A 22,519-nucleotide genomic window follows, 5' to 3' on the forward strand; every position below is an offset into this window, starting at 1 on the left:
TCAGGTGCACTGGCTCTATCTCTCGGTGCTGCTGTTCTCGATCGGCGCCGTGACCGTGCTCGTGCGGCGCAACGCGATCGTGGTGTTCATGGGCGTCGAGCTCATGCTCAACGCCGCGAACCTGGCGTTCGTCACCTTCGCCCGCATCAACGGGAACATCGAGGGCCAGGTGATCGCGCTGTTCGTGATGCTCGTGGCAGCCGCTGAGGTGGTCGTCGGGCTGGCGATCATCTTCACCATCTTCCGCACCCGCAGGTCCGCGTCGGTCGACGACGCCAACCTGCTGAAGTACTGAGAGGCGTTCATGCTTGGCGAAACTGGTGCTGGCCTGGCGTCCCACGCCGCCGAGGGCACCGTTCAGTCCGGTGCCTGGCTGCTCGTCGCCCTCCCCGCTCTGGGTGCCGCGGTGCTCCTGCTCGGTGGCCGCAAGACCGACAAGTGGGGGCACTGGCTCGGCACGCTGATGAGCTGGGCCGCCTTCGTCTGGGGCGCGCTGCTCTTCTTCGACCTGCTCGGGAAAGACGGTGAGGAGCGCGCGGTCGGCGTGCACCTCTTCACCTGGATCGAGTCGGGCTCGTTCAAGCTCGACGCCGGGCTGCTGGTCGATCCGCTCTCGCTGGCCTTCGTGCTGCTGGTGACGTTCGTCGGCTCGCTGATCCACGTCTACTCCGTGGCCTACATGGAGCACGACCCCGACCGGCGCCGGTTCTTCGCCTACCTCAACCTGTTCGTCGCCTCGATGCTCCTCCTGGTGCTGGCGGACTCGTACCTCCTTCTCTTCGTCGGCTGGGAGGGCGTGGGTCTTGCGTCCTACCTGCTGATCGGTTTCTGGAACCACAACCCGGCCTACGCCACTGCCGCGAAGAAGGCGTTCATCGTCAACCGCGTGGGTGACGTGGGACTTTCGCTGGCGATCATGGCGATGTTCGCGGCGTTCGGCACGGTGACGTTCAGCGGGGTCTTCGCCGAGGCAGGCAATGCTTCGGAGGCGAAGCTGACGGTCATCGGCCTGCTGCTGCTCGTCGGGGCCTGCGGCAAGTCGGCGCAGTTCCCGCTGCAGAGCTGGCTGGGCGACGCGATGGCCGGCCCCACACCGGTTTCCGCGCTCATCCACGCGGCCACGATGGTCACCGCCGGCGTCTACCTGGTGGTGCGCTCGGGCCCGGTCTACATCGGGGCGCCCGACGCCCAGCTGGTGGTGGTCATCGTCGGTGCGATCACGCTGGTCTACGGCGCGATCGTGGGTTGTGCCAAGGACGACATCAAGAAGGCCCTGGCCGCGTCCACCATGTCGCAGATCGGCTACATGATGCTGGCGGCGGGCCTGGGCCCGGTCGGCGCCGCGTTCGCGATCTTCCACCTGCTCACCCACGGGTTCTTCAAGGCCGGCATGTTCCTCGGTGCGGGCTCGGTGATGCACGGGATGAACGACTCGGTGAACATGCGCACGTTCGGACGCCTTTCCGGAGTCATGAAGGTCACCTGGGTGACGTTCGGGCTGGGTTGGCTGGCGATCCTCGGCATTCCGCCCTTCTCCGGGTACTGGAGCAAGGACAAGATCATCGAGGCCGCGTTCATCGGTGAGGGCTGGCGGCCCTGGGTTTTCGGGCTCGCCGCTCTGCTCGGCGCCGGCGTCACCGCGTTCTACATGTCCCGCCTCTTCTTCATGACCTTCCAGGGCAAGGAGAAGCGCTGGAACGACGACGCCCACCCGCACGAGTCGCCGCTGCTGATGACGGTGCCGATGATGATCCTGGCGGTCGGGTCGGCCGGTCTCGGTCTGGTGCTGGGTATCTCCGACGGTCTGGTGCACTGGCTGGAGCCGGTCGTGGGTGCTCACGGTGAGGAGGAGCCGGTGCTGTCGGTGCCGGTGCTGACCGGTCTGACGCTGCTGCTGGTGCTCGCTGGTGTGGCCCTGGCCTGGCGCATGTACTGGCAGTCGTCGGTGGCCGTAGTGGCGCCCCGCGGAAGCCTTCTCACCCGCGCCGCCCGCCGTGACCTGTTCCAGGACGACGTCAACGAGGGCCTGTTCATGCGCCCGGGCCAGTACCTGACCCGCGCGCTGGTGTTCTTCGACAACCGGGGGGTGGACGGTGCCGTGCGCGGTACGGCCGCACTCGTCGGCGGTCTCGGGGGCCGGCTGCGCCGGGTCCAGACCGGCCTGGTCCGCTCCTACGCCGCGTCGATGCTCGCCGGTGTCGTCATCCTCCTCGGCGGCGTGCTCGCCGTCCGCCTCTGAATCCTGATTGAGGACCCCATGGACTTCCCCTGGCTGACGGTGATCGGAGCCGTCCCCCTGGTGGGCTCGGCCGTGATCGCGGTGCTGCCCAAGGCGTTCGCGCCGCGGGTGAAGCACCTCGCGCTCGGCGTCTCGCTGGCGGCGTTCGTGCTGACCGTGCTGGCCGCCCTGCAGTTCGAGACCGCCCGGGCCGGTGAGATCCAGCTGGCCGAGACCCATTCCTGGATCCCCGACTTCGGCGTCAGCTACGCGCTCGGCGTGAACGGCATCGGCCTGGTGATGGTGGCGCTGTCCACCGTGCTGGTGCCGCTGTGCGTGCTGGCCGCCTGGAACGAGATCGACGACGAGCAGGCCCGGCTGTTCTTCGGCCTGGTGCTGGTGCTCGAGACGATGATGGTCGGCGTCTTCGCGGCGCGTGACCTCTTCCTGTTCTACGTCTTCTTCGAGGCCATCCTGCTGCCGGTCTACTTCCTGATCGGCTCGTTCGGGGGCAACGAGCAGCGCCGCCGTTACGCCGCGGTCAAGTTCCTCAGCTACTCGCTCACCGGCGGTCTGATCATGCTGGTCGGCGTGATCGGGCTCTACCACGCCGGTCCCGGCGGTTCCGACGGCTTCCTCATCGACAACCTGACCGGCCTGGACTTCTCCAGCTCCACGGCCGAACGGCTGATGTTCGTCTCACTCTTCATCGCCTTCGCGATCAAGGCGCCGATCTGGCCGGTGCACACCTGGCTGCCCGACGCCGCGGCCGAGGCCCCGGCCGGGGTGGCGGTGCTGCTGGTCGGTGTGCTCGACAAGATCGGCACCTTCGGCATGCTGACGTTGTGCCTGCCGCTCTTCCCGGAGGCCAGCAAGTGGGCCGCCCCGACGATCCTGGCGCTGTCGGTGGTCTCGGTGCTCTACGGCGCCCTGCTGGCGATCGGCCAGAGCGACATCAAGCGCCTGATCGCCTACACCTCGATCTCGCACTTCGGTTTCATCGTGCTGGGCATCTTCGCGATGACCTCGACCGGCCAGAGCGGCTCCACGCTCTACATGGTCAACCACGGGTTCTCCACCGCGGCGCTGTTCCTGGTCGCCGGGTTCCTGATCAACCGCCGCGGCTCGGCCGAGATCGACGACTACGGCGGCCTGCAGCGCAGCACCCCGGTGCTGGCCGCCGGTTTCCTGCTCGCCGGTCTGTCCAGCCTGGCGCTGCCCGGCATGTCGAGCTTCGTCAGCGAGTTCATGGTGCTGACGGGCACCTTCATCCGTTACCCGTGGGTGGCCGCGCTGGCCACGCTGGGCATCGTGCTCGCCGCGCTCTACATCCTGCTGACCTACCAGCGCATGTTCACCGGGCCGGTGCGGGAGTTCGCGGCGGGATGGAAAGACGCCTCGGGCCGCGAGGTCTGGGTGATCGCGCCGCTGATCGTGGTGATCCTGTTCCTCGGTGTCTACCCGAAACCCGTGCTGGACGTGATCAATCCGGCGGTCAACACCACCATGCAGCTGGTCGGGGTCGAAGACCCGGCGCCGACCGTCGCAGTTGAGGGAGAGAACAAGTGAAGGCTCCTTCGGTCGACTACGTCGCCGTCGCGCCGATGCTGATCGTCTTCGTCGCGGCCCTGGTCGCGGTGCTGGTCGAGGCGTTCGTGCCGCGGGCTCAGCGGTTCATCGTCCAGGTCTTCCTCGCCACGGTCGCCATCGCCGCGTCCCTGATCTTCGTGGTCTACCTGGGCACCCAGTCCACCTCGCTGAACACGGCCGGGGGGGCCGTCGTGATCGACGGCCCGGCGCTCTTCCTGCAGGGCACGATCCTGGTGCTCGGTCTGATGGCCGTGCTCACGATGGCCGACGAGGCCACCCCGGAGTCCAGCGCGTTCACCGCCCAGGCCTCCGCGGTGCCGGGTTCGGCCGACGAGGCCCGCGCCTCCCGGCTCGGCCTGGTGCAGACCGAGATCTACCCGCTGATCCTGTTCTCGATGGTCGGCATGCTGCTCTTCCCGGCCTCGAACGACCTGCTCACGATGTTCATCGCCCTCGAGGTGCTGTCGTTGCCGCTGTACCTGCTGTGCGGCATGGCCCGGCGCCGTCGTCTCCTGTCCCAGGAGGCCTCGCTCAAGTACTTCCTGCTCGGGGCCTTCTCGTCGGCCTTCTTCCTGTTCGGCTCGGCGCTGCTGTACGGCTTCTCCGGCTCGGTCCGGCTGTCCGACATCGCCAACGCGGTCGCCGACGGCGGTGGCACCACCGCGGCCTCGGCCGTGGTCGGTAAAGACGGTCTGCTGCTGATGGGCATCGGCCTGCTCGCCGTGGGCCTGCTGTTCAAGGTCGGTGCGGTGCCCTTCCAGTCGTGGACGCCGGACGTGTACCAGGGCGCCCCGACCCCGGTCACCGGGTTCATGGCGGCCTGCACCAAGGTCGCCGCGTTCGGCGCGCTGCTGCGCATCGCCTATGTCGCCGTGCCCGGCGCCCGCTGGGACTGGCAGCCCGCGATCTGGGTGGTCGCCGCGCTGACCATGCTCGTCGGGGCGATCGTGGCGATCGTCCAGGCCGACGTGAAGCGCATGCTGGCCTACTCCTCGATCGCGCACGCCGGTTTCATCCTGGTCGGCCTGATGGCGATGGACCGGGACGGCGTCGGCAGCGTGCTGTTCTACCTCGCCTCCTACGGCTTCACCACGGTCGGCGCCTTCGCCCTGGTGACCCTGGTGCGCACCTCCACGCCGGAGGGTGGTGTCGGCGGTGAGGCGACTCACCTCTCCCAGTGGCAGGGCCTCGGCAAGCGTTCCCCGCTGCTCGCCGCCATCTTCACGCTGTTCCTGCTGGCCTTCGCCGGTATCCCGCTGACCAGCGGTTTCACCGGTAAGTTCGCGGTCTTCTCGGCCGCTGCCGACGGGGCCCCGTGGGGTGTCGGGCTGGTGCTGATCGGTGTTGCGGCATCCGCGATCGCCGTGTTCTTCTACATCCGGGTCATCGTGCTGATGTACTTCAACGACTCGGTAGGGGATGCTGTCACCGTGACCCGCCCCGGAGCCCTGACGATCCTCGCCGTCGGCGTCGGTGTCGTCGCGACGGTCGGCCTCGGCATCCTGCCCTCGGCCGCCCTCGGATTGGCCAATAGTTCGTCGGTGTTCTTACCGTGAGTGCTGTGACCGCTTCCCTTGATCTGCCGGTGGCCGATGCCGCCCTCGCCGAGTCCGTCCGAGCCGGCTTGGACACGATCGAGGCCCGGTTGCGAGAGGCGGTCAAGCACGCCGACCAGCTCGCCGACACCGCCTCCCGTCATCTCGTGGAGGCGGGGGGCAAGCGGGTGCGCCCGATGCTCACGTTGCTGGCGGCGCACCTCGGTGACGGGCACCGTCCCGAGGTGGTGCAGGCCGGCGTCGTGGTCGAGCTGACCCACCTGGCCTCGCTCTACCACGACGACGTGATGGACTCCGCCGACCAGCGCCGCGGTGCCGCCGCGGCGCACCTGGTCTGGGGCAACCAGATCGCGATCCTCGTCGGTGACCTGCTCTTCGCCCGGGCCTCGCGGATCGTGGCCGAGCTCGGGCCGGAGGCCGTCGACATCCAGGCCGCCACCTTCGAGCGGCTGTGCCTGGGGCAGATGCACGAGACGGTCGGCCCGTCCGCGCAAGAAGACCCGGTGGCCCACTACCTGCAGGTGCTGGGCGACAAGACCGGTTCGCTGATCGCCACCGCCGGCCGTTTCGGGGCCATGTTCGGTGGCTGCGACGCCGAGACGGTCGACATCATGATCCGCTACGGCGAGCTCGTGGGCGTGGCCTTCCAGCTGGCCGACGACGTGATCGACCTGTCCAGCGCCGGCCGGGTGTCGGGCAAGGTGCAGGGCACCGACCTGCGCGAGGGCGTGCCCACCCTGCCCACGCTGCTGGCCCGCCGGGCCGCGGCCGAGGGCGACGCCGAGGCACAGCGCATCGTCGACATGCTCGACGGCGACCTCTCCGACGACGCCCGCCTGGCCGAGACCATCGAGGCGCTCAACGAGCACAAGGTGATGAGCGCGGCCCGCGACGAGTCGGCCCGCTGGGCGCACGAGGCGATCGGCGCGCTGGAGCCGCTGCCGGAGTCCTCGGCGAAGCTCGCGCTGCGGCAGTTCGCGGAAGCCGTGGTCGACCGCACCCGCTGAGCTCCTCCCTTCAGCAGCAACCGCCCGGTGGCGGTTGCTGCGCTGTTTTGTCAGAAACCCGAAGATTTGGTATTTTCACAAATGCGCAGATGATCGGGGGACCAAACCATGAGCGCTGAAGTCATGCACCGGGCCTGCTCGCGGGCCGACAATGACGTGGTGACGAACGAACCTGTTCCCGACTGGGTGCGCAAGCCCGGGGGATACACCGTGGACGAGTTCTTCCAGCTGCCTGACCTGCCCCCGCACACCGAACTGATCGACGGGGGTCTGGTTTTCGTGAGTCCGCATCGCTGGTTTCACATGGTTGTCCTGCGTTTCCTGGAACAGGCGCTGGTGCCGACCGCTCCACGTCACCTCAGGGTGAGTCGCGAAATGAATGTCGTTCTCGGCGAGCGCCAGGCTCCCGAGCCGGACCTGTCGGTCATTCGGGCCGAGGCGCTCGGGGGCATTGCCGACACCAGGTTTCCGGCGGGCGCGGTTCTGCTGGCGGTTGAGGTCGTATCGCCCGGGTCCGAGATCCGTGACCGGGAGCGGAAGCCCCAGCTCTACGCCGCCGCCGGAATCCAGCACTACTGGCTGGTGGAGGAAGAGGATGGCCGCCCGGTCGTTCAGGTCTACGAGTTGGGCTCGGTCACGAATACCTACGGTCTCACCGGCGTCTATCGCGACCGCCTCAAGCTCACGGTTCCTTACGACATCGACATCGACCTCACCGAAGTCGACTTCACCTGAGCCGCCCAGGCCCAAGTCCCCGGTGACCCGACCACTCGACCCGACCGGCGCGTCCTCAATGCCCTTGACATCACGATGCCCCCACCTGGTGACACAAGTGCCCCTCGGGTAGCGTCAATGACGTGGGTTCTGCAATGTCGCTGAAAGTGAGGGCCGGGTCATGAGTCGTGCACCCCGCGAGGACATCGACGAGGGAAATGTCGAGGTCGGCCACCACAAGGAGTACGCGGCGGGCGTTCCCGGCGTCTATCACGCGCTCAAGGTCTCGTACGAGCAGATGGGCGCCCAGCGCACCGCTCGCACGCTGCTGCGGCTGAACCAGAAAGACGGCTTCGACTGCCCGGGCTGCGCCTGGCCGGAGAAAGACCACCGCCACGTCGCCGAGTTCTGCGAGAACGGGGCCAAGGCCGTCGCCGAGGAGGCGACCCGGCGTGTGGTCGACGCGGAGTTCTTCGCGAAGCACCCCGTCAGCGAGCTCGACACCAAGACCGACTGGTGGCTGGGGCAGCAGGGGCGGCTGGTCGAGCCGGTGATCAAGCCCGCCGGGCAGGACCACTACGTGCCGATCAGCTGGGACGCGGCGTTCGACCTGATCGCGACCGAGCTGCGCGGCCTCGACGACCCCGACCGCGCCACCTTCTACACCTCGGGCCGCACCAGCAACGAGGCCGCGTTCGTCTACCAGCTCCTGGTGCGTGCTCACGGCACGAACAACCTGCCCGACTGCTCCAACATGTGCCACGAGTCGTCCGGCTCCGCGCTCACCCAGGCCATCGGCGTGGGCAAGGGCAGCGTGCAGCTCGACGATCTCGAGCAGGCCGACCTGATCGTGGTGATGGGCCAGAACCCGGGCACCAACCACCCGCGCATGCTCTCCACGCTCGAGGCCGCCAAGAACAACGGCTCGGTCATCGTCGCGGTGAACCCGCTGCCCGAGGCCGGCCTGATGAACTTCCACAACCCGCAGACGCCGAAGGGGGTCGTGGGCAGCGGCACGCAGCTCACCGACGACTTCCTGCAGATCCGCATCGGTGGTGACCAGGCCCTGCTGATGGCCGTCGCCCAGCTGCTGCTGCAGAACGACGAGATCATCGACCACGCGTTCATCGCCGAGCACACGCACGGTTTCGACGAATACGCCGCGCACGTCAAGGGTCTCGACTTCGCCGAGCTGGTCGGGGCGACCGGCCTGACCGAGCAGCAGGTGCGTTCGCTCGCCGATCGCTTCGCGGCCTCGAAGAAGACCATCATCTGCTGGGCCATGGGCATCACCCAGCACAAGCACTCGGTGCCGACGATCCACGAGATCGTGAACGTGCTGATGATCCAGGGCAACCTGGGCCGTCCCGGCGCGGGTGTCTGCCCGGTGCGTGGCCACAGCAACGTCCAGGGCGACCGCACCATGGGCATCTTCGAGAAGATGCCCGACTGGTTCCTCGACAACCTGCGGCAGGAGTTCGGATTCGACCCGCCCCGCAAGCACGGGTTCGACGTGGTCGACAGCCTGCGGGCCATGCGCGACGGCAAGATCGACGTGTTCATGGCGGTCGGCGGCAACTTCGTGCGGGCCACCCCCGACAGTGACCTGACCGAGGCCGCGCTGCGCAAATGCCGTCTCACGGTGCAGGTCTCGACCAAACTGAACCGCTCGCACACGGTCTGCGGCGAGACCGCCCTGATCCTGCCCACGCTCGGCCGTACCGATAAGGACGTGCAGAGCTCGGGGCGTCAGAAGGTCAGTGTCGAAGACTCGATGAGCCGGGTGCACGCCTCGCACGGTCGTCTCACCCCGGCGTCCGACCTGCTGCTGTCCGAGGTCGCGATCATCTGCGAGCTGGCCAAGCGCGCGGTGGGCGACAAGGTCGACGTGCCGTGGGACGAGTTCCGGTCCGACTACCGCACGATCCGCGACCGGATCTCGCGTGTGGTGCCCGGTTTCGAGAACTACGAGGCGAAACTGGCCGACCCGAACGGCTTCACGCTGCCGCACGCCACGCGTAGCCGGCAGTTCCCGACCAAGACCGGCCGGGCCAACTTCGCGGCCTGCCCGCTGGAGTACCCGCACATCCCCGAGGGTCGTCTGCTGCTGCAGTCGCTGCGCAGCCACGACCAGTACAACACCACGATCTACGGCCTCGACGACCGCTACCGCGGTATCAAGAACGGCCGTCGCGTGGTGTTCGTGAACGGTGACGACCTGGCCGAACTGGGGTTCGAGGACGGCGAGTTCGTCGACATCGTCTCGGAGTGGAAGGACGGCGTGGAGCGTCGCGCTCCCGGCTTCCGCATCGTGCGGTACGACACCGCGAAGGGATGCGTCGCGGCGTACTACCCGGAGACGAACGTGCTGGTGCCACTCGACAGCGTGGCCGACACCAGCAACACGCCGACCTCGAAGTCGGTCATCGTGCGGTTCGAGCGGGTCCCGGTCGACGCCTGAGACCCCGGTCAGGTGTCTGAGGTCGGTCAGGTGTCTGAGGTCGTTCAGGCGTGTGAGTCTGTTCAGACGCCTGAGGCCGTTCAGACGTGAGGCCGTTCAGACGGCGGCGGCGAGCCGAGAAGCTCGCTGCCGCCGCGCCGACCGCAGGCTGTCGACGGTCAGCACCACCAACGCCAGCCAGACCAGGCCGAAACCGGCCCAGCGCGAGGCCGGCATGTGCTCGTGCAGAATCACCACGCCGCAGGTGAACTGCAGCACCGGCGTCAGATACTGCAGCAGCCCCATCGTCGACAGTGGCACCCGACTGGCCGCCGCGGCGAAGAGCAGCAGCGGAGCCACGGTGATGATGCCGGTGGACGCGAGCAGCAGCGCCTGCCAGGGCGGGTTGTGCCCGACGGTGCTCACGCCGCCCAGGGCCAGGATCACCAGGCCCGCGGCCGCGAACGGCGCCAGCACCAGGTTCTCGGTGCTCAGCCCGGCCAGCGCGCTCACGCCTCCTCCGCCGACCTGCTTCTTCAGCAGGCCGTAGGTGCCGAAGCTGCCGGCCAGGGCGAGGGCGATCACCGGCACCCGCCCGTTGCTGATGCTCAGCACGGTGCCGGCGACGATGCCGATCGCCACGGCCACCCACTGGGCCGTGCGCAGCTTCTCGCGCAGGGCCAGAACGCCCAGGGCCACGGTGAACAGAGGATTCAGGAAATAGCCGAGGGCGGCCTCGACGACCTGGTCGCTGTTGACGGCGTAGATGTAGACGCCCCAGTTGATCGCGACCAGGAACGCCGCGGTGCCGAGGAACAACACGTTGCGGCGGTTCCGGACCACGGCGCCGACCTGCCGCCACGAGCGCAGGGCGGCGACCAGCACCAGGCAGACCACGCTGCTGAAGAGGATCCGGTAGAGCAGCAGTTCGACCGCACCCGAGGAGTGCAGCAGCCGGAAGTAGAGCGGAAAGATGCCCCACAACAGGTAACAGGCGAGGCCGTAACCGATGCCCCTCCGGGCCTCCGGATTCATCCCACCACTCTATGGCTCGGGGCAACCAATGGTGGACGTGGCGGCACCGTCCGGAGCGCCGGTCACCTCGGTCGCGGGCTGGATCCGCCACTCCCGTCCGGGCGCCGGGTGGGCTCAGGAGTCGTGGCGGGCCTCACCTCGGAGCCCGAGCGCAGAACACCCCGCTATACCTCGCGGGTATAGCGGGGGTGCCTGCCGCCGCGGCGAGAAGGTGGTGAGACAGGGGGCGGTGCCTGTCATCCGCACCCAGCGACACGAATCGGAGCGCGCCGGGCGATCACCGGTGGGCCGCCGACGCGTCCACCGATGATCGCCCGCTCTCAGTCCGCGACGGTCCAGGTGTCACGGCCCGCGATCAGCGCGGCCAGGTCGTCGTCGGTGGCCGGGCCGTTGCCGGCCTCGACCGCGCCCGTGACCTGCGCCCGCACCAGGTCGTCGTAGGCCGGCCGGGCGACCTTGCGGAACACCCCGAGCGGCACGTGCGACAGCGTCGGGTCGTCGAGCCGCGACAACGCGAACTGGGTCGCCGGGTTGGGGTTCTCGGCGTCGTGCACCACCACGTTCTCGAGTCCGACGGTGGCGACGTCGGCCACCTCGAACGTGCCGTCGGCCGCCCGCACCACGCCCTTGGTGCCGTCGACCCCGAACGTGATCGGCTCGCCGTGCTCCAGCCGGATCAGCCGGGCCTGGGCCTCGTCGCGGTCCTTCAGCACGTCGAACGCACCGTCGTTGAAGATGGGGCAGTTCTGGTAGATCTCCACCAGGGCCGAACCCCGGTGCTCCACGGCCTGTTTCAGCACCGAGGTGAGGTGCTTGCGGTCGGAGTCGAGCGTGCGGGCGACGAACGTGGCCTCGGCCCCCAGGGCCAGCGACACCGGGTTGAAGGGCGTGTCCACCGAACCGACCGGCGTCGACTTGGTGATCTTGCCGGGCTCGGAGGTGGGGGAGTACTGGCCCTTGGTGAGCCCGTAGATCCGGTTGTTGAACAGCAGGATCGTCAGGTTCACGTTGCGGCGCAACGCGTGGATCAGGTGGTTGCCGCCGATCGAGAGCGCGTCGCCGTCACCCGTGATCACCCAGACGTTGAGGTCGGGCCGGGCCGTGACCAGGCCGGTCGCGATCGCCGGGGCGCGGCCGTGGATCGAGTGCAGGCCGTAGGTGTCGAGGTAGTACGGGAACCGCGACGAGCAGCCGATGCCCGAGACACAGACCACGTTCTCGCGCTTGATGCCGAGCTCGGGCATGAAACCCTGCACGGCGGCGAGGATCGCGTAGTCACCGCAGCCCGGGCACCAGCGCACCTCGGAGCCGGAGGTGAAGTCCTTACGGGTCTGCTGGGCGTCGTCCGGGCCCAGGCGAGGCACCCCGGCCAGGCCGGAGAGCACTGTGGGCATACCGATCTCGACGGGCATGTCAGTCGACCTCCTCGATCTCGGTGGCGAGGGACGTGATGGCGGTGGCGATCTCGGCCGAGCTGAACGGCAGACCGCGCACCTGGTTGTAACCCCGGGCGTCGACCAGGTAGCGGGCCCGCAGCAGCAGGGCGAGCTGGCCCAGGTTCATCTCCGGGATGAGCACGCGCCGGTAGCGTTTCAGGACGTCGCCGGTGTTCGCCGGGAACGGGTTGAGGTGGCGCAGGTGCGTGGTGGCGACCTTGACGCCGGCCCTGCGGGCGTCGCGGGCCCCGGCCGCGATCGGGCCGTAGGTGCTGCCCCAGCCGATCACCAGCACGTCGGCGTCGCCGCCGGGGTCGTGCACCTCCAGCGGAGGTACCTCGATCCCGTCGACCTTGGCCTGGCGCAGCCGCACCATCTTGTCGTGGTTGTCGGGGTCGTAGCTGATCTCGCCGGTGCCGTCGGCCTTCTCGATGCCGCCGATGCGATGCTCGAGGCCCGGGACGCCGGGAGGTGCCCAGGGCCGGGCCAGCGTGGACGGGTCGCGGTCGAAGGGCCGGAACGCGGGGGATCCGGGCTCCGGCTGTGCGGCGAACTCGACCCTCAGCTGCGGGAGATCGCCGACGGAGGGCAGCTGCCACGGCTCCGAGCCGTTGGCCAGGTAACCGTCGGACAGCAGCAGAACCGGTGTGCGGTAGGTGATCGCGATGCGCACGGCCTCGATCGCGGCGTCGAAGCAGTCGGCGGGGGAGCGTGGGGCCACGATCGGCACCGGCGACTCGCCGTTGCGGCCGTACATGGCCTGCAGCAGGTCGGACTGCTCGGTCTTGGTGGGCAGTCCGGTGGACGGGCCGCCGCGCTGCACGTCGACGATGACCAGCGGCAGCTCCAGCGACACGGCCAGGCCGATGGTCTCGCTCTTCAGGGCCAGACCCGGGCCGGAGGTGGTGGTGACGCCGATGGCCCCGCCGTACGAGGCCCCGAGAGCGGCGCCGATCGCGCTGATCTCGTCTTCGGCCTGGATGGTGGTGACGCCGAACTTCTTCAGGCCGCTCAGTGCGTGCAGGATGTCGGACGCCGGGGTGATCGGGTACGACCCGAGCACGATCGGCAGCCCGGCCCGGTGCCCGGCCGCGACCAGACCGTAGGCCAGGGCGTTGTTGCCGGTGATGTTGCGGTAGACGCCGGACGGAGCCGGGGCGGGGGCGATCTCGTAGGAGACCGCGAAGCCCTCGGTGGTCTCGCCGAACGCCCAGCCGGCCTTGAACGCGGCCAGGTTGGCGGCCAGGATCTCTGGCTTGCGGCCGAACTTGGTGGCCAGGAAGCGCTCGGTGCCCTCGGTCGGCCGGTTGTAGAGCCAGCAGAGCAGACCCAGCGCGAACATGTTCTTGGAGCGCTCGGAGTCCTTGCGCGAGAGCCCGAAGTCTTTCAGCGCCTCGACGGTCAGCGACGTCAGCGGCACCGGGTGCACCTGCCACGACTCCAGCGAGCCGTCTTCGACCGGGCTGGCGGAGTAGCCGACCTTGGCCAGGTTCCGCTTCGAGAACTCGTCGGTGTTCACGATGATCGTCTTGCCGCGGGGCAGGTCGGCCAGGTTCGCCTTGAGAGCGGCCGGGTTCATCGCGACCAGCACGTCGGGCGCGTCGCCGGGGGTGAGCACGTCGTGGTCGGCGAAGTGCAGCTGGAAACTGGAGACGCCGGGCAGGGTGCCCTGGGGGGCCCGGATCTCGGCCGGGAAGTTGGGCAGCGTGGCCAGGTCGTTGCCCAGCGACGCGGTCTCCGCGGTGAACCGGTCACCGGTGAGCTGCATGCCGTCGCCGGAGTCACCCGCGAAACGGATCACCACACTGTCGATCTGCTCGACCCGCGCGCGGGCCGGGACCACAGCGGTGTCGTCCATGAAATCTCCTCAGTCTCACCTGGCCGTGCCCGAGGTCTTGCCACCCCGCGTTCGCGAGGCGCCTGTCTCCAGTGTCTCGCTGTGGGGCGGATCGCACGTCACTGAGGTTCCCCTCAGTTCTCACGATCTGCTAATGACGATGGTCCGCAGATCTCAATGATCCACGGTCCTCGCTGCCCAGCCCTCTCACCAGGGGCTCTCTTCCTGTGTCGTCACAAGTAGATGTTGTGACCGGACTAGTGTGAATCACATGCCCCTGTCTCCGCGTGTCCCCGAGCTGTCGGCGCTCGACCTGCTGCTCTCGGTGGCCCGCACCGGCAGTCTGGGCGCCGCCGCGCGGGAGCACCACATCAGCCAGCAGGCCGCGAGCGAGCGCATCCGCCGGCTCGAGGGCACGCTCGGGGTGCAGGTGCTGCGGCGCAGCCGTCAGGGTTCGACGCTGACCACGGCCGGTGCGCTGGTCGCCGACTGGGCCGGGCAGCTGACCGAGCTCGCGGCCGGGCTGGAGGCCAGCGTCGCCGCGCTGCGGGCCGAACGTCACGCGCGGTTGCGGGTGGCGGCGAGCCTGACCGTGGCCGAGTACCTGATGCCGCGTTGGCTGGTCACGCTCAAGCGCCAGGCCGAGGCCCGCGGCGAGGAGGTGTCGGTGCAGCTCACCGCCACCAATTCGGACGAGGTGGCCGAGCGGGTGCGCGACGGACGCGCCGGGCTCGGTTTCGTGGAGGGGCCCACGGCTCCCGAGGAGCTCGCCTACCGCGAGATCGGCACCGATGCGCTGGTTCTCGTGGTCCCGGCGGGGCATCCCTGGTCACGACGGCGGCGGCCGGTGGACGCGGCGGAACTGGCGCGCACGCCTCTCGTGTCCCGGGAGGCCGGGTCGGGCACCCGGCGGGCGCTGGAGGTGGCGCTGGAGGCGGCCGGTCAGACCGGTATCGAACCGCTGCTCGAGCTGTCCGGCACCGCCGCCGTGCGGGGTGCGGTGCTGGCCGGAGCCGGCCCGGCGGTGCTGAGCACGCTGGCCGTGGCCGACGACGTGGCCTCGGGCCGGCTGCGCCCGGTGAACGTCACCGGCCTGACGCTCGACCGCCGCCTGCTCGCGGTCTGGCCCCTGGGCAGTTCGCCGCGGGGCCCGGCGTCCGACCTGCTGACGATCGCGGTGCGGGGGCGCGCCCAGCGCTGAGCCGGGCCCGGTGCCGAGCCGGCACCGGAGGCGGGCCGACAGCGGCCGGCGACCACGTCGTCCACCATTGGCCCACTGCCGGCGCACTGCCGGCCCACGGCTGGCTAGAGGCGACCCGCCTCGATGATCCGCCGCAGGAACTGCCGCGTGCGTTCCTCGGTGGGCTCCCCGAGAACCTGCTCCGGGGCACCTCGTTCGAGCACGCGTCCACCATCGAGGAAGCACACGTGGTCGGCGACCTGGCGGGCGAAACCCATCTCGTGCGTGGCCACCAGCATGGTCATGCCCTCGGACTTCAGGTCGCGCAGCATCGCCAGCACCTCGCCCACCAGTTCGGGGTCGAGAGCCGACGTGACCTCGTCGAACAGCATCAGCACGGGATCGTTCACCAGCGACCGGGCGATCGCGACCCGCTGCTGCTGACCGCCGGAGAGGTGGTCGGGATAGGCGTCCGCGCGGTGCTTGAGGCCGACCCGCTCGAGCATGGCGAGGGCGCGCTCGCGGGCCACCTCGGCGGGCACCTTGTGCACCTTGCGGGGGGCCAGCGTGATGTTGTCCAGCACGCTCAGGTGCGGGAACAGGTTGAACTGCTGGAACACGATGCCGATCTTCGAGCGCACCGCGTCGGCGTCCACCCGGGGATCGGTGATGTCCTGGCCCTGCAGCTCGATCACGCCGTCGTCGACCGTCTCGAGCAGGTCGATGCAGCGCAGCAGCGTGGACTTGCCCGAGCCGGAGGCGCCGATCAGCACCACCACGTCGTGCTCGTCGACCTCCAGGCCGAAGTCGCGCAGCACCACGCTCGATCCGTAGCTCTTGCGCAGGTTCTGGATGCTGAGTAGTGAGCTCACAGGTGCCCTCCCCCGGGAACGGCCCCGTAACGCCGCGACACCCGGTCGGTGATCCGCGTCAGCGGAATGGTCAGCACCAGGAAGAGCGCGCCGGCCACCACGTACGGGGTGAAGTTGAAGCTGGTCGCGGTCTCGATCTGGGCCGCCCGCACCGCGTCGATGGCCGCACCCAGCACCGAGATCAGGCCGGAGTCCTTGGTCAGCGAGGTCAGGTCGTTGAGCAGCGGTGGGATCACCCGTCTGACCGCCTGGGGCAGAACGATGTACCGCAGGCTCTGCGGACCGCTCAGCCCCAGCGAACGCGCCGCGGCCCGCTGGCTGGGGTGCACCGACTCGATGCCGGCCCGGAAGACCTCGGTGACGTAGGCCGAGTAGGTCAGCACCAGGGCCACGCAGCCGAGCACGATCGGGTCGGTCGGCACCCCGGTCAGGTTCAGCGCGGGAACGCCGAACCCGACCAGCAGCAGCACCAGGATCAGCGGCAGACCGCGGAACACGTCGACGTAGACCGTGGCCAGGGCCCGCAATGGCCAGAACACCGGCCCCTTGAGGGTTTTCAGCACGGCCAGGAGCATGCCGACGACGAGCACCGCGACCGCGCTGACTGCGAAGACCTGGACGTTGATCCAGAAGCCCTCGAGCACGGCCGGGAACGACTCGACGGCCTTGTCCCAGTTGAAGAACGTGGTGCGGGTGCGTTCCCAGCCCGGGGCGCTCGTCACCGCGGCGATCAGCGCGCCACCGATGACGAGGGTGCTGACGGCTGCGATCAGCAGTGACCGCAGGTTCTGGCGTTTGCGGTAGGCGTCGCGTTCCTGCTGTTTCCTCGACGGTGACCAGGTGTCTTCCTGCGGGGTCACTTGAGCTCAGGGGCCCCGGCCGACTCGGTCAGCCACTCGGTCTTCAGCTTGTCCAGCGTGCCGTCCTCGCGCAGCGCGTCCACGGCGCCGCTGACGCAGCTGGTCAGCGAGCTGCCCTTGCTCAGCACCAGGCCGAACTGCTCGGCGGCGTCGGTGGTGGCGGGCAGCTGGCCCACGACCACGCCGTCGTCGAGCTCGGCGGCCGACAGGTAGAGCGCGGTGGGGAGGTCGACCACCAGGGCGTCGATCTGGCCGTTGTTCAGCGCCAGCTTGGCCTTGTCGTTGTCGTCGAACACCGACGGCGTCGAGCTCGGGTCGATCTCCGACGTGATGGCGTTGTAGCTGGTCGTGCCCACCTGGGCACCGAGCTTCACGTCTTTCAGGTCGGCCAGGCTCTTGGCGCTCGCGGCCTTGTTGCCCTTGAGCGCCACGACGGCCTGGGCCACGTCGTAGTAGCCGCTCGAGAAGTCGACGGCCTGCTTGCGCTCGTCGGTGATCGAGAACTGGTTGATGTCGAAGTCGAAGGTCTTCCGGCCGGGCTGCACCGCCGCGTTGAAGGTCACCGTCTCCCACTTGACCTGGTCGTCGGTGTACCCGAGCTGCTTCGCCACGGCGTAGGCCACGGCGGACTCGAAGCCCTTGCCGTTGCTCGGCTCGTCGTCGACGAACCAGGGCGAGTAGGCCGGCTTGTCGGTACCGACGGTGATGGTGTTCGCCGTGAGCGTCTTCAGGTCGGCGGGGGCGCAGCTGGCGGGTGTGCTGCTGCTCGCGCTGCCGGTGTCGTCGGAGTCGGCGGGAGCACAGGCCGCGACGGCCAGCAGGGCGAGAATTGCGGTGCCGGCGGCAGGCAGTCGGCGGGACATCGATACTCCAAGGTCAGAGCGAGATTCGGCGGTTGAGTGTATAGCTGCGCATTTGGCCCCGCGGAGGCGGTTAACGCGTCGGGACCTGGGGGTGACCGATTCGTGACCAGGACTTTCACGTGATGATCACTGCCGGGGGCGGTGTGTTCTCATGGCCTGATGGCTGACGTGCGGGAGAACCGCGATCTGAACCGTTTCGAGATCTGGGTGGACGACGCCCTGGCGGGCTTCACCGAGCATCGCGGGCTGGGTCCGGTGGTGAGTTTCGTGCACACCGAGATCGCGCCCGAGTACGGCGGCCAGGGGCTGGCGACGCAGCTGATCCGGTCGGCGCTGGACACCGAGCGCGAGCGCGGCTCGAAGATCCTGCCGGTCTGCCCGTTCGTGAAGGCCTTCGTGGAGAAGCACCCGGAGTACCTGGATCTGGTGCCGGAGAACCGGCGGGCGACGTTCGGTCTTCCCGCCTGAGTTTGTCGGTGGTGGTGGATACAGTCGGGGGTCATGGAGGCTTACCTCGTTGTCGCCTCGGTGATCGCGGCCGGGGTGCTGCTGTTCGTGGGGGCGATGGGGGCCGCTCGTGCCCTGCGCCCGCGGGTCGACTCGCCCGAGAAGGCGCTCACCTATGAGAGCGGGGTCGATCCGGTCGGCCACGGCTGGGCACAGAGCCAGATCCGCTACTACCTCTACGCCTTCCTCTACCTGATCTTCGCCGTCGACGCGGTGTACCTGTTCCCGTGGGTCACCGTGGTCGCCTCTCTGGGGTGGGCCACGGTGGCCGAGATGGGCGTGTTCGTCGGTGTCATCGCGATCGGCCTGATCCACGCGATCCGGCGGGGGGTGCTGCGATGGATCTGACCCCGCCCGGTGGTGGCGCCCGCGGCATCTCGCCCAAGACCGACCTGCCGATGCCGGTGCTGCGGTCTGCCTCTTCGGGAGAGCTGGGCCCGTTGAGTGCCGTGGCCCCGCACCCGCTGCGGCTGGTGCTGAACTGGGGCCGGCGTTACTCCCTCTGGGTGTTCAACTTCGGCCTGGCCTGCTGCGCGATCGAGTTCATCGCGGCGAGCATGGCCCGGCACGACTTCATCCGGCTCGGCGTGATCCCGTTCGCCAACGGGCCGCGCCAGGCCGATCTGATGGTCGTGTCCGGCACGGTGACCGACAAGATGGCCCCCGCCGTGCGCCGGCTGTGGGAGCAGATGCCCGAGCCGAAATACGCCATCTCGTTCGGGGCCTGCTCGAATTCCGGCGGCCCGTACTGGGATTCGTACTGCGTCACCAAGGGGGTCGACCAGATCATCCCGGTCGACGTCTACGTGCCCGGCTGCCCTCCCCGGCCCGAGGCTCTGCTGCAGGGCATCGTGAAGCTGCAGGAGAAGATCGCCGCCGAGCACCTCGGTGCGCGGTACGGCTCGCGGCGGCGTGGGGCGGCGGCGCTGAGTCGTGGGCTGGTCTCGCGGGGGGCGGTTCCTGGGCGTTCGGCGGGCGGTTCGCCGGGCGGTTCGGTGGTCGATTCGCCGGGCGGCTCCGCGGGGGACATCCGGTGACGCCCCGGGCGGACACCGCGGTGGCCTGCGGGGGAGTGTATGGGGCGAAACGGTGGTGGGCGCCCCGGATTCTGGGCGCGTCGGTTGCCTTCGAGGGGTGCGTCCGGTGACGCCGCGGCTGGCCGAGGGAGACGTGCTGGCGACCTGGTTCACCACGGCACTGCGCCGGGCCGGGGTGGGGGCGGCGCCGGACGGTGCGACAGATACGGACGGTACGACAACGGGCGGTGCCGGAGCCCTGGTGGTGGGCAACGCGGAGGTCGGCAGCGCGGAGGCCAGCGGCGCGGAGGCGGGCGGCGCGGTGGCGGGCGGCGCGGTGGTCGGCGGCGCGGAGGCGAGCGGCGCGGTGGTCGGCGGCGCGGAGGTGGGCGGCACGAGAGCCGGCGCGCCGGGAGACGGGACGGCGCCGGGTGACTCCGGGCGGCCCTCTCATCTGGTCACCGTGAGCGTTGACGGTGCGGGCACCGCGGTGGTCGACGTACCCGTCGAGGGCTGGCTGGCCGCGGCGGCGTGTGCCCGTGACGAGCTCGACCTCGACTTCCTCGACTGGCTCTCGGCCGTCGACGAGCCCGACGGCGACCCCGCCGGTCTCGACGTGGTGCTGCACGTGGTGGGCAGCGACTCGTTCGGTGCGGCCGATCGTCAGGTGCGCCGGTTGCTGCTGCGCACGCGTGTGCCCGATCGCGCCCTGACTCTGCCCAGCCTGACCGGGCTCTGGCCGGGAGTGGCCTGGCACGAGCGTGAGACCCACGAGATGTTCGGGCTCGACTTCAGCGGGTTCTCCGACGGGAGCGGGAGCGGGCTGCGTCCGTTGCTGCTGCCCGACGGGTTCGAGGGCACGCCGCTGCGCAAGTCGTTCGTGCTGGCGGCGCGGGCGGCGAAGGCCTGGCCCGGTGCCAAGGACCCCGGCGACTCCGGCAAGGCCCCGGCCCGCCGCAAGACCCTGCCGCCCGGCGTCCCCGACCCGTCGTGGGGGCCCCGCGAACCCGGCACCCAGCCCGAGGCCGTTCCCGAACGTCCCCGCCGAGGCTCCCGTCGCGATCCGCAGAGTCGTCCGGCGTCCGATCGGGTAGCGGCAACGGGTGGCCCGACGCCGGCCTCCGGAACGCCGGCCTCCGGAACGCCGGCCCCACCGCCCACCGAGAGTGACCGATGAGCCTGGCCGTCGAGGTCGTGCTGCGGGCCGGATGCGTGCTGGTGGCGTTCCTGACCCTGCCGCTGCTGGTCGGGCAGACCGAGCACAAGGTGATGGCGCACATGCAGGGGCGGCTGGGGCCCATGTACGCCGGGGGATTTCACGGCTGGGCCCAGCTCGTGGCCGACGGTGTGAAGTTCCTGCAGAAAGAAGACGTGGTTCCGGCCCGGGCCGATGCGGGGGTGTTCCGGCTGGCTCCGGGGGTGGCGCTGGTTCCGTACCTGGTGGCGCTCGCGGTGATCCCGCTGAGCCCGGGGTGGGTGGCCGCCGACGTCGACGCCGGGCTGCTGTTCGTGCTGGCCGCGAGCGCGGTGGCGGTTCTGGGCACGTTGATGGCGGGCTGGTCGAGCGCCAACAAGTACGCCCTGCTCGGGTCGATGCGGGCCGCGGCGCAGTTGCTCGCCTACGAGTTACCGCTGGTGCTGGCCGCGGCCAGCGTGGCGATGGCGGCGGGCACCCTGTCGCTGACCGGGATCGGCGAGGCGTGGCAGTGGTGGTGGCTGGTCTGGCAGGCCCCGGCGCTGGTGGTGTTCGTGGTGGCGGGGCTGGCCGAGGTACAGCGTCCGCCGTTCGACATGCCGATCGCCGACTCCGAGCTGGTGGCCGGGCCCTACACCGAGTACACCGGGCTGCGGTTCGCGTTGTTCCTGCTCAGCGAGTACGCGGGCATCGTGGTGCTGGCGGGGCTGACGGCGGTGCTGTTCCTCGGGGGCTGGCACGGTCCGTTCAGCGAGACGCTGGGCCCGCTGTGGACGCTCCTGAAGACCGGGGCGGTCGCGGTGGTCGTGATCTGGCTGCGCGTGGCCTGGCCACGACTGCGGGAGGACCAGCTCCAGCGTCTGGCCTGGGCCGGGCTCGTGCCGATCGCCCTGGCCCAGCTGGCCCTCACCGCGGTGGTCGTGGTGCTGCGGCAGCCTTGAGACCTGTCCTAGACGCCCAGGTCTTTCGCGAAGTAGAGCGAGCCGGCCTCGTTGGCGTAGATGCCGAAGCCCGGGTGGGACTGGTAGCCCGCGCTGCGGTAGAGCGCCACCGCCTCGGGCTGCTTCGTGCCCGTCTCCAGAATCAGCCGGCTGTAGCCCAGGGCCATCGCGCGCAGTTCGGCGGAGGCCAGCAGCCGGCGGGCCAGTCCCTGGCGGCGGAAGGGCGCCCTCACGTACAGCCGCTTCATCTCCACGGCCCCCTCGCCCTCGGCCGGGTTCGCCCGCAGGCCGACACAGCCGGCCAGCTCACCGCCGGCCTCGGCGATGGTGAACAGGCCCGACGGCGGAGCGAACTCGTTCGGGTCCACCGGAGTGCTGTCCGGACCGCCGTAGCGGACGACGTACTCCTGCTGGACCTCGGCGATCAGGACTGTCGCTTCGGGGCCGTCGAACGGGACGTCCCGGAAAAGCAGGTCGGTTACGGGGGAGTTGCTCACGGCTCCCATAGTTCCACGGGGTTGCCCTCGGGGTCGTACACCCGTGCGAAGCGCCCGTTCGGATAGATCTCCTCGTCCACCTCGACGTCGATGCCCGCCCGCCGCAGCTGGGCGGTCATGGCGTCCAGGTCACGGACCCGGAAATTGACCATCCATTGCTGCTGGGGGCGCCCGAAGTGGTCGGTGTCCTCGGCGAAAGCCGCGAACACGGTCGGCCCGGACTGGGAATGCCAGGCCTCTTCTTCGTACGTCAACGGCACAGGCGTCACGCCGAGGTGCTCTTCATACCAGGCGGCCAGTCTCTCCGGGTCCTTGCTCCGGAAGAACACTCCCCCGATGCCCGTCACGCGTTCCACGAATGGGAATACTGCCAGAAGGGCCGCGATCCGACCGCTCGGACGGGTTGGCGCATTCTGTTCCTGCCCGTGACGGCCGCCGGGAAACGGGCGGAATGCCCAGGTCATGAATGGAATTATCGTCGCGCCGGCGGAGGCTGATTCCATCGAGAATTCGCAGCTCGGGGCCTGGCCGCGGTACCGATGTCGCACTTTCACTGCACCTTCGCTGCCCATCGGTGGCGAGCGGGGGCCGAGTGCGTTCCGGATGATGCGCCGTGGTCTTTTCCTGCGCATCAATTAATGGCACGCGAGTGTCGGTGAGGAGACCTCTGCGGGGCCGCCCTGTTTTGTCATTGAGTGCCTCAATAGGGGACGGTGTCCGCACCGTCGATGAGGGGCGTGCGTGGGGCGGGTGGT

General features: G+C 69.4%; 21 protein-coding genes. 13 read left to right on the plus strand and 8 right to left on the minus strand.

Annotated features, from left to right (window positions below):
* Positions 1-4 precede the first annotated feature (4 nt).
* The 7 genes from nuoK to J2S57_RS14395 all read left to right on the plus strand — a co-directional run bounded on the left by nuoK (position 5) and on the right by J2S57_RS14395 (position 9,546).
* A complete protein-coding gene (nuoK, locus tag J2S57_RS14365) occupies positions 5-295 on the plus strand; it encodes an NADH-quinone oxidoreductase subunit NuoK (RefSeq protein ID WP_370882648.1) in 291 nt (96 codons plus the stop codon).
* Positions 296-304: 9 nt separating this feature from the next.
* Entirely contained in the window at positions 305-2,239 is a 1,935-nt protein-coding gene (gene nuoL / locus J2S57_RS14370) for an NADH-quinone oxidoreductase subunit L (RefSeq protein ID WP_307242814.1), read from the plus strand.
* 18 nt (positions 2,240-2,257) lie between these two features.
* Positions 2,258-3,787, plus strand: a complete 1,530-nt coding sequence (locus tag J2S57_RS14375; protein WP_307242816.1) for an NADH-quinone oxidoreductase subunit M — start codon at positions 2,258-2,260, stop codon at positions 3,785-3,787.
* Positions 3,784-5,364, plus strand: a complete 1,581-nt coding sequence (gene nuoN, locus J2S57_RS14380; RefSeq protein ID WP_307242818.1) for an NADH-quinone oxidoreductase subunit NuoN — start codon at positions 3,784-3,786, stop codon at positions 5,362-5,364. The genes J2S57_RS14375 and nuoN overlap by 4 nt, the downstream gene beginning before the upstream one ends.
* A gap of 5 nt (positions 5,365-5,369) precedes the next feature.
* Positions 5,370-6,371, plus strand: coding sequence for a polyprenyl synthetase family protein (locus J2S57_RS14385; protein WP_307242820.1), 1,002 nt, complete (start codon positions 5,370-5,372; stop codon positions 6,369-6,371).
* Between the two features lie 108 nt (positions 6,372-6,479).
* Positions 6,480-7,106, plus strand: a complete 627-nt coding sequence (locus J2S57_RS14390; protein ID WP_307242821.1) for a Uma2 family endonuclease — start codon at positions 6,480-6,482, stop codon at positions 7,104-7,106.
* A 160-nt stretch (positions 7,107-7,266) separates the two neighbouring features.
* Entirely contained in the window at positions 7,267-9,546 is a 2,280-nt protein-coding gene (locus J2S57_RS14395) for an FdhF/YdeP family oxidoreductase (protein ID WP_307242823.1), read from the plus strand.
* 96 nt (positions 9,547-9,642) lie between these two features.
* Here J2S57_RS14395 and rarD read toward each other — a convergent pair whose 3' ends face one another.
* The 3 genes from rarD to J2S57_RS14410 all read right to left on the minus strand — a co-directional run bounded on the left by rarD (position 9,643) and on the right by J2S57_RS14410 (position 13,854).
* Positions 9,643-10,560 (minus strand): EamA family transporter RarD, encoded by a 918-nt coding sequence (gene rarD / locus J2S57_RS14400; RefSeq protein WP_307242825.1) that lies wholly within the window; start codon positions 10,558-10,560, stop codon positions 9,643-9,645.
* A 320-nt stretch (positions 10,561-10,880) separates the two neighbouring features.
* Positions 10,881-11,972 carry a 2-oxoacid:ferredoxin oxidoreductase subunit beta gene (locus J2S57_RS14405; protein WP_307242828.1) on the minus strand — a complete coding sequence of 364 codons (1,092 nt, stop codon included), beginning with the start codon at positions 11,970-11,972 and terminating at the stop codon, positions 10,881-10,883.
* 1 nt (position 11,973) lies between these two features.
* A complete protein-coding gene (locus J2S57_RS14410) occupies positions 11,974-13,854 on the minus strand; it encodes a 2-oxoacid:acceptor oxidoreductase subunit alpha (RefSeq protein ID WP_307242831.1) in 1,881 nt (626 codons plus the stop codon).
* 250 nt (positions 13,855-14,104) lie between these two features.
* On the opposite strand from J2S57_RS14410, the gene J2S57_RS14415 reads away from it, so the two are divergent.
* Positions 14,105-15,034 carry a LysR family transcriptional regulator gene (locus tag J2S57_RS14415; RefSeq protein WP_307242833.1) on the plus strand — a complete coding sequence of 310 codons (930 nt, stop codon included), beginning with the start codon at positions 14,105-14,107 and terminating at the stop codon, positions 15,032-15,034.
* Positions 15,035-15,138: 104 nt separating this feature from the next.
* Here the strand turns inward: J2S57_RS14415 and J2S57_RS14420 are convergent, their stop codons facing one another.
* From J2S57_RS14420 to J2S57_RS14430, 3 genes are read right to left on the minus strand one after another with little or no spacing between them, the layout of a single operon-like run.
* Positions 15,139-15,885, minus strand: coding sequence for an amino acid ABC transporter ATP-binding protein (locus J2S57_RS14420; RefSeq protein WP_307242835.1), 747 nt, complete (start codon positions 15,883-15,885; stop codon positions 15,139-15,141).
* A complete protein-coding gene (locus J2S57_RS14425; RefSeq protein ID WP_307242837.1) occupies positions 15,882-16,745 on the minus strand; it encodes an amino acid ABC transporter permease in 864 nt (287 codons plus the stop codon). Before J2S57_RS14425 ends, J2S57_RS14420 begins: the two co-directional genes overlap by 4 nt.
* The gene (locus J2S57_RS14430) at positions 16,742-17,608 is read right to left on the minus strand and encodes an ABC transporter substrate-binding protein (protein WP_307242839.1); all 867 of its coding nucleotides are present in this window, start codon (positions 17,606-17,608) and stop codon (positions 16,742-16,744) included. Before J2S57_RS14430 ends, J2S57_RS14425 begins: the two co-directional genes overlap by 4 nt.
* 159 nt (positions 17,609-17,767) lie before the next feature.
* On the opposite strand from J2S57_RS14430, the gene J2S57_RS14435 reads away from it, so the two are divergent.
* The 5 genes from J2S57_RS14435 (at position 17,768) to nuoH (ending at position 21,267) form a co-directional block, all read left to right on the plus strand.
* Positions 17,768-18,076, plus strand: coding sequence for a GNAT family N-acetyltransferase (locus J2S57_RS14435; protein WP_307242841.1), 309 nt, complete (start codon positions 17,768-17,770; stop codon positions 18,074-18,076).
* Positions 18,077-18,109: 33 nt separating this feature from the next.
* Positions 18,110-18,463: an NADH-quinone oxidoreductase subunit A gene (locus J2S57_RS14440; RefSeq protein WP_307242843.1), complete on the plus strand. Its 354-nt coding sequence runs from the start codon at positions 18,110-18,112 to the stop codon at positions 18,461-18,463.
* 50 nt (positions 18,464-18,513) lie between these two features.
* Positions 18,514-19,152, plus strand: coding sequence for an NADH-quinone oxidoreductase subunit B (locus tag J2S57_RS14445; protein ID WP_370882649.1), 639 nt, complete (start codon positions 18,514-18,516; stop codon positions 19,150-19,152).
* A gap of 106 nt (positions 19,153-19,258) precedes the next feature.
* Positions 19,259-20,308, plus strand: coding sequence for an NADH-quinone oxidoreductase subunit C (locus J2S57_RS14450; RefSeq protein ID WP_307242846.1), 1,050 nt, complete (start codon positions 19,259-19,261; stop codon positions 20,306-20,308).
* Positions 20,305-21,267: an NADH-quinone oxidoreductase subunit NuoH gene (gene nuoH / locus J2S57_RS14455; protein WP_307242848.1), complete on the plus strand. Its 963-nt coding sequence runs from the start codon at positions 20,305-20,307 to the stop codon at positions 21,265-21,267. Before J2S57_RS14450 ends, nuoH begins: the two co-directional genes overlap by 4 nt.
* 8 nt (positions 21,268-21,275) lie before the next feature.
* Here the strand turns inward: nuoH and J2S57_RS14460 are convergent, their stop codons facing one another.
* Positions 21,276-21,764 carry a GNAT family N-acetyltransferase gene (locus J2S57_RS14460; RefSeq protein WP_307242850.1) on the minus strand — a complete coding sequence of 163 codons (489 nt, stop codon included), beginning with the start codon at positions 21,762-21,764 and terminating at the stop codon, positions 21,276-21,278.
* Positions 21,761-22,228: a VOC family protein gene (locus tag J2S57_RS14465; protein WP_307242852.1), complete on the minus strand. Its 468-nt coding sequence runs from the start codon at positions 22,226-22,228 to the stop codon at positions 21,761-21,763. Before J2S57_RS14465 ends, J2S57_RS14460 begins: the two co-directional genes overlap by 4 nt.
* Between the last annotated feature and the right edge of the window lie 291 nt (positions 22,229-22,519).

This window comes from Kineosporia succinea, assembly GCF_030811555.1.
Classification (GTDB): Bacteria; Actinomycetota; Actinomycetes; order Actinomycetales; family Kineosporiaceae; genus Kineosporia; species Kineosporia succinea.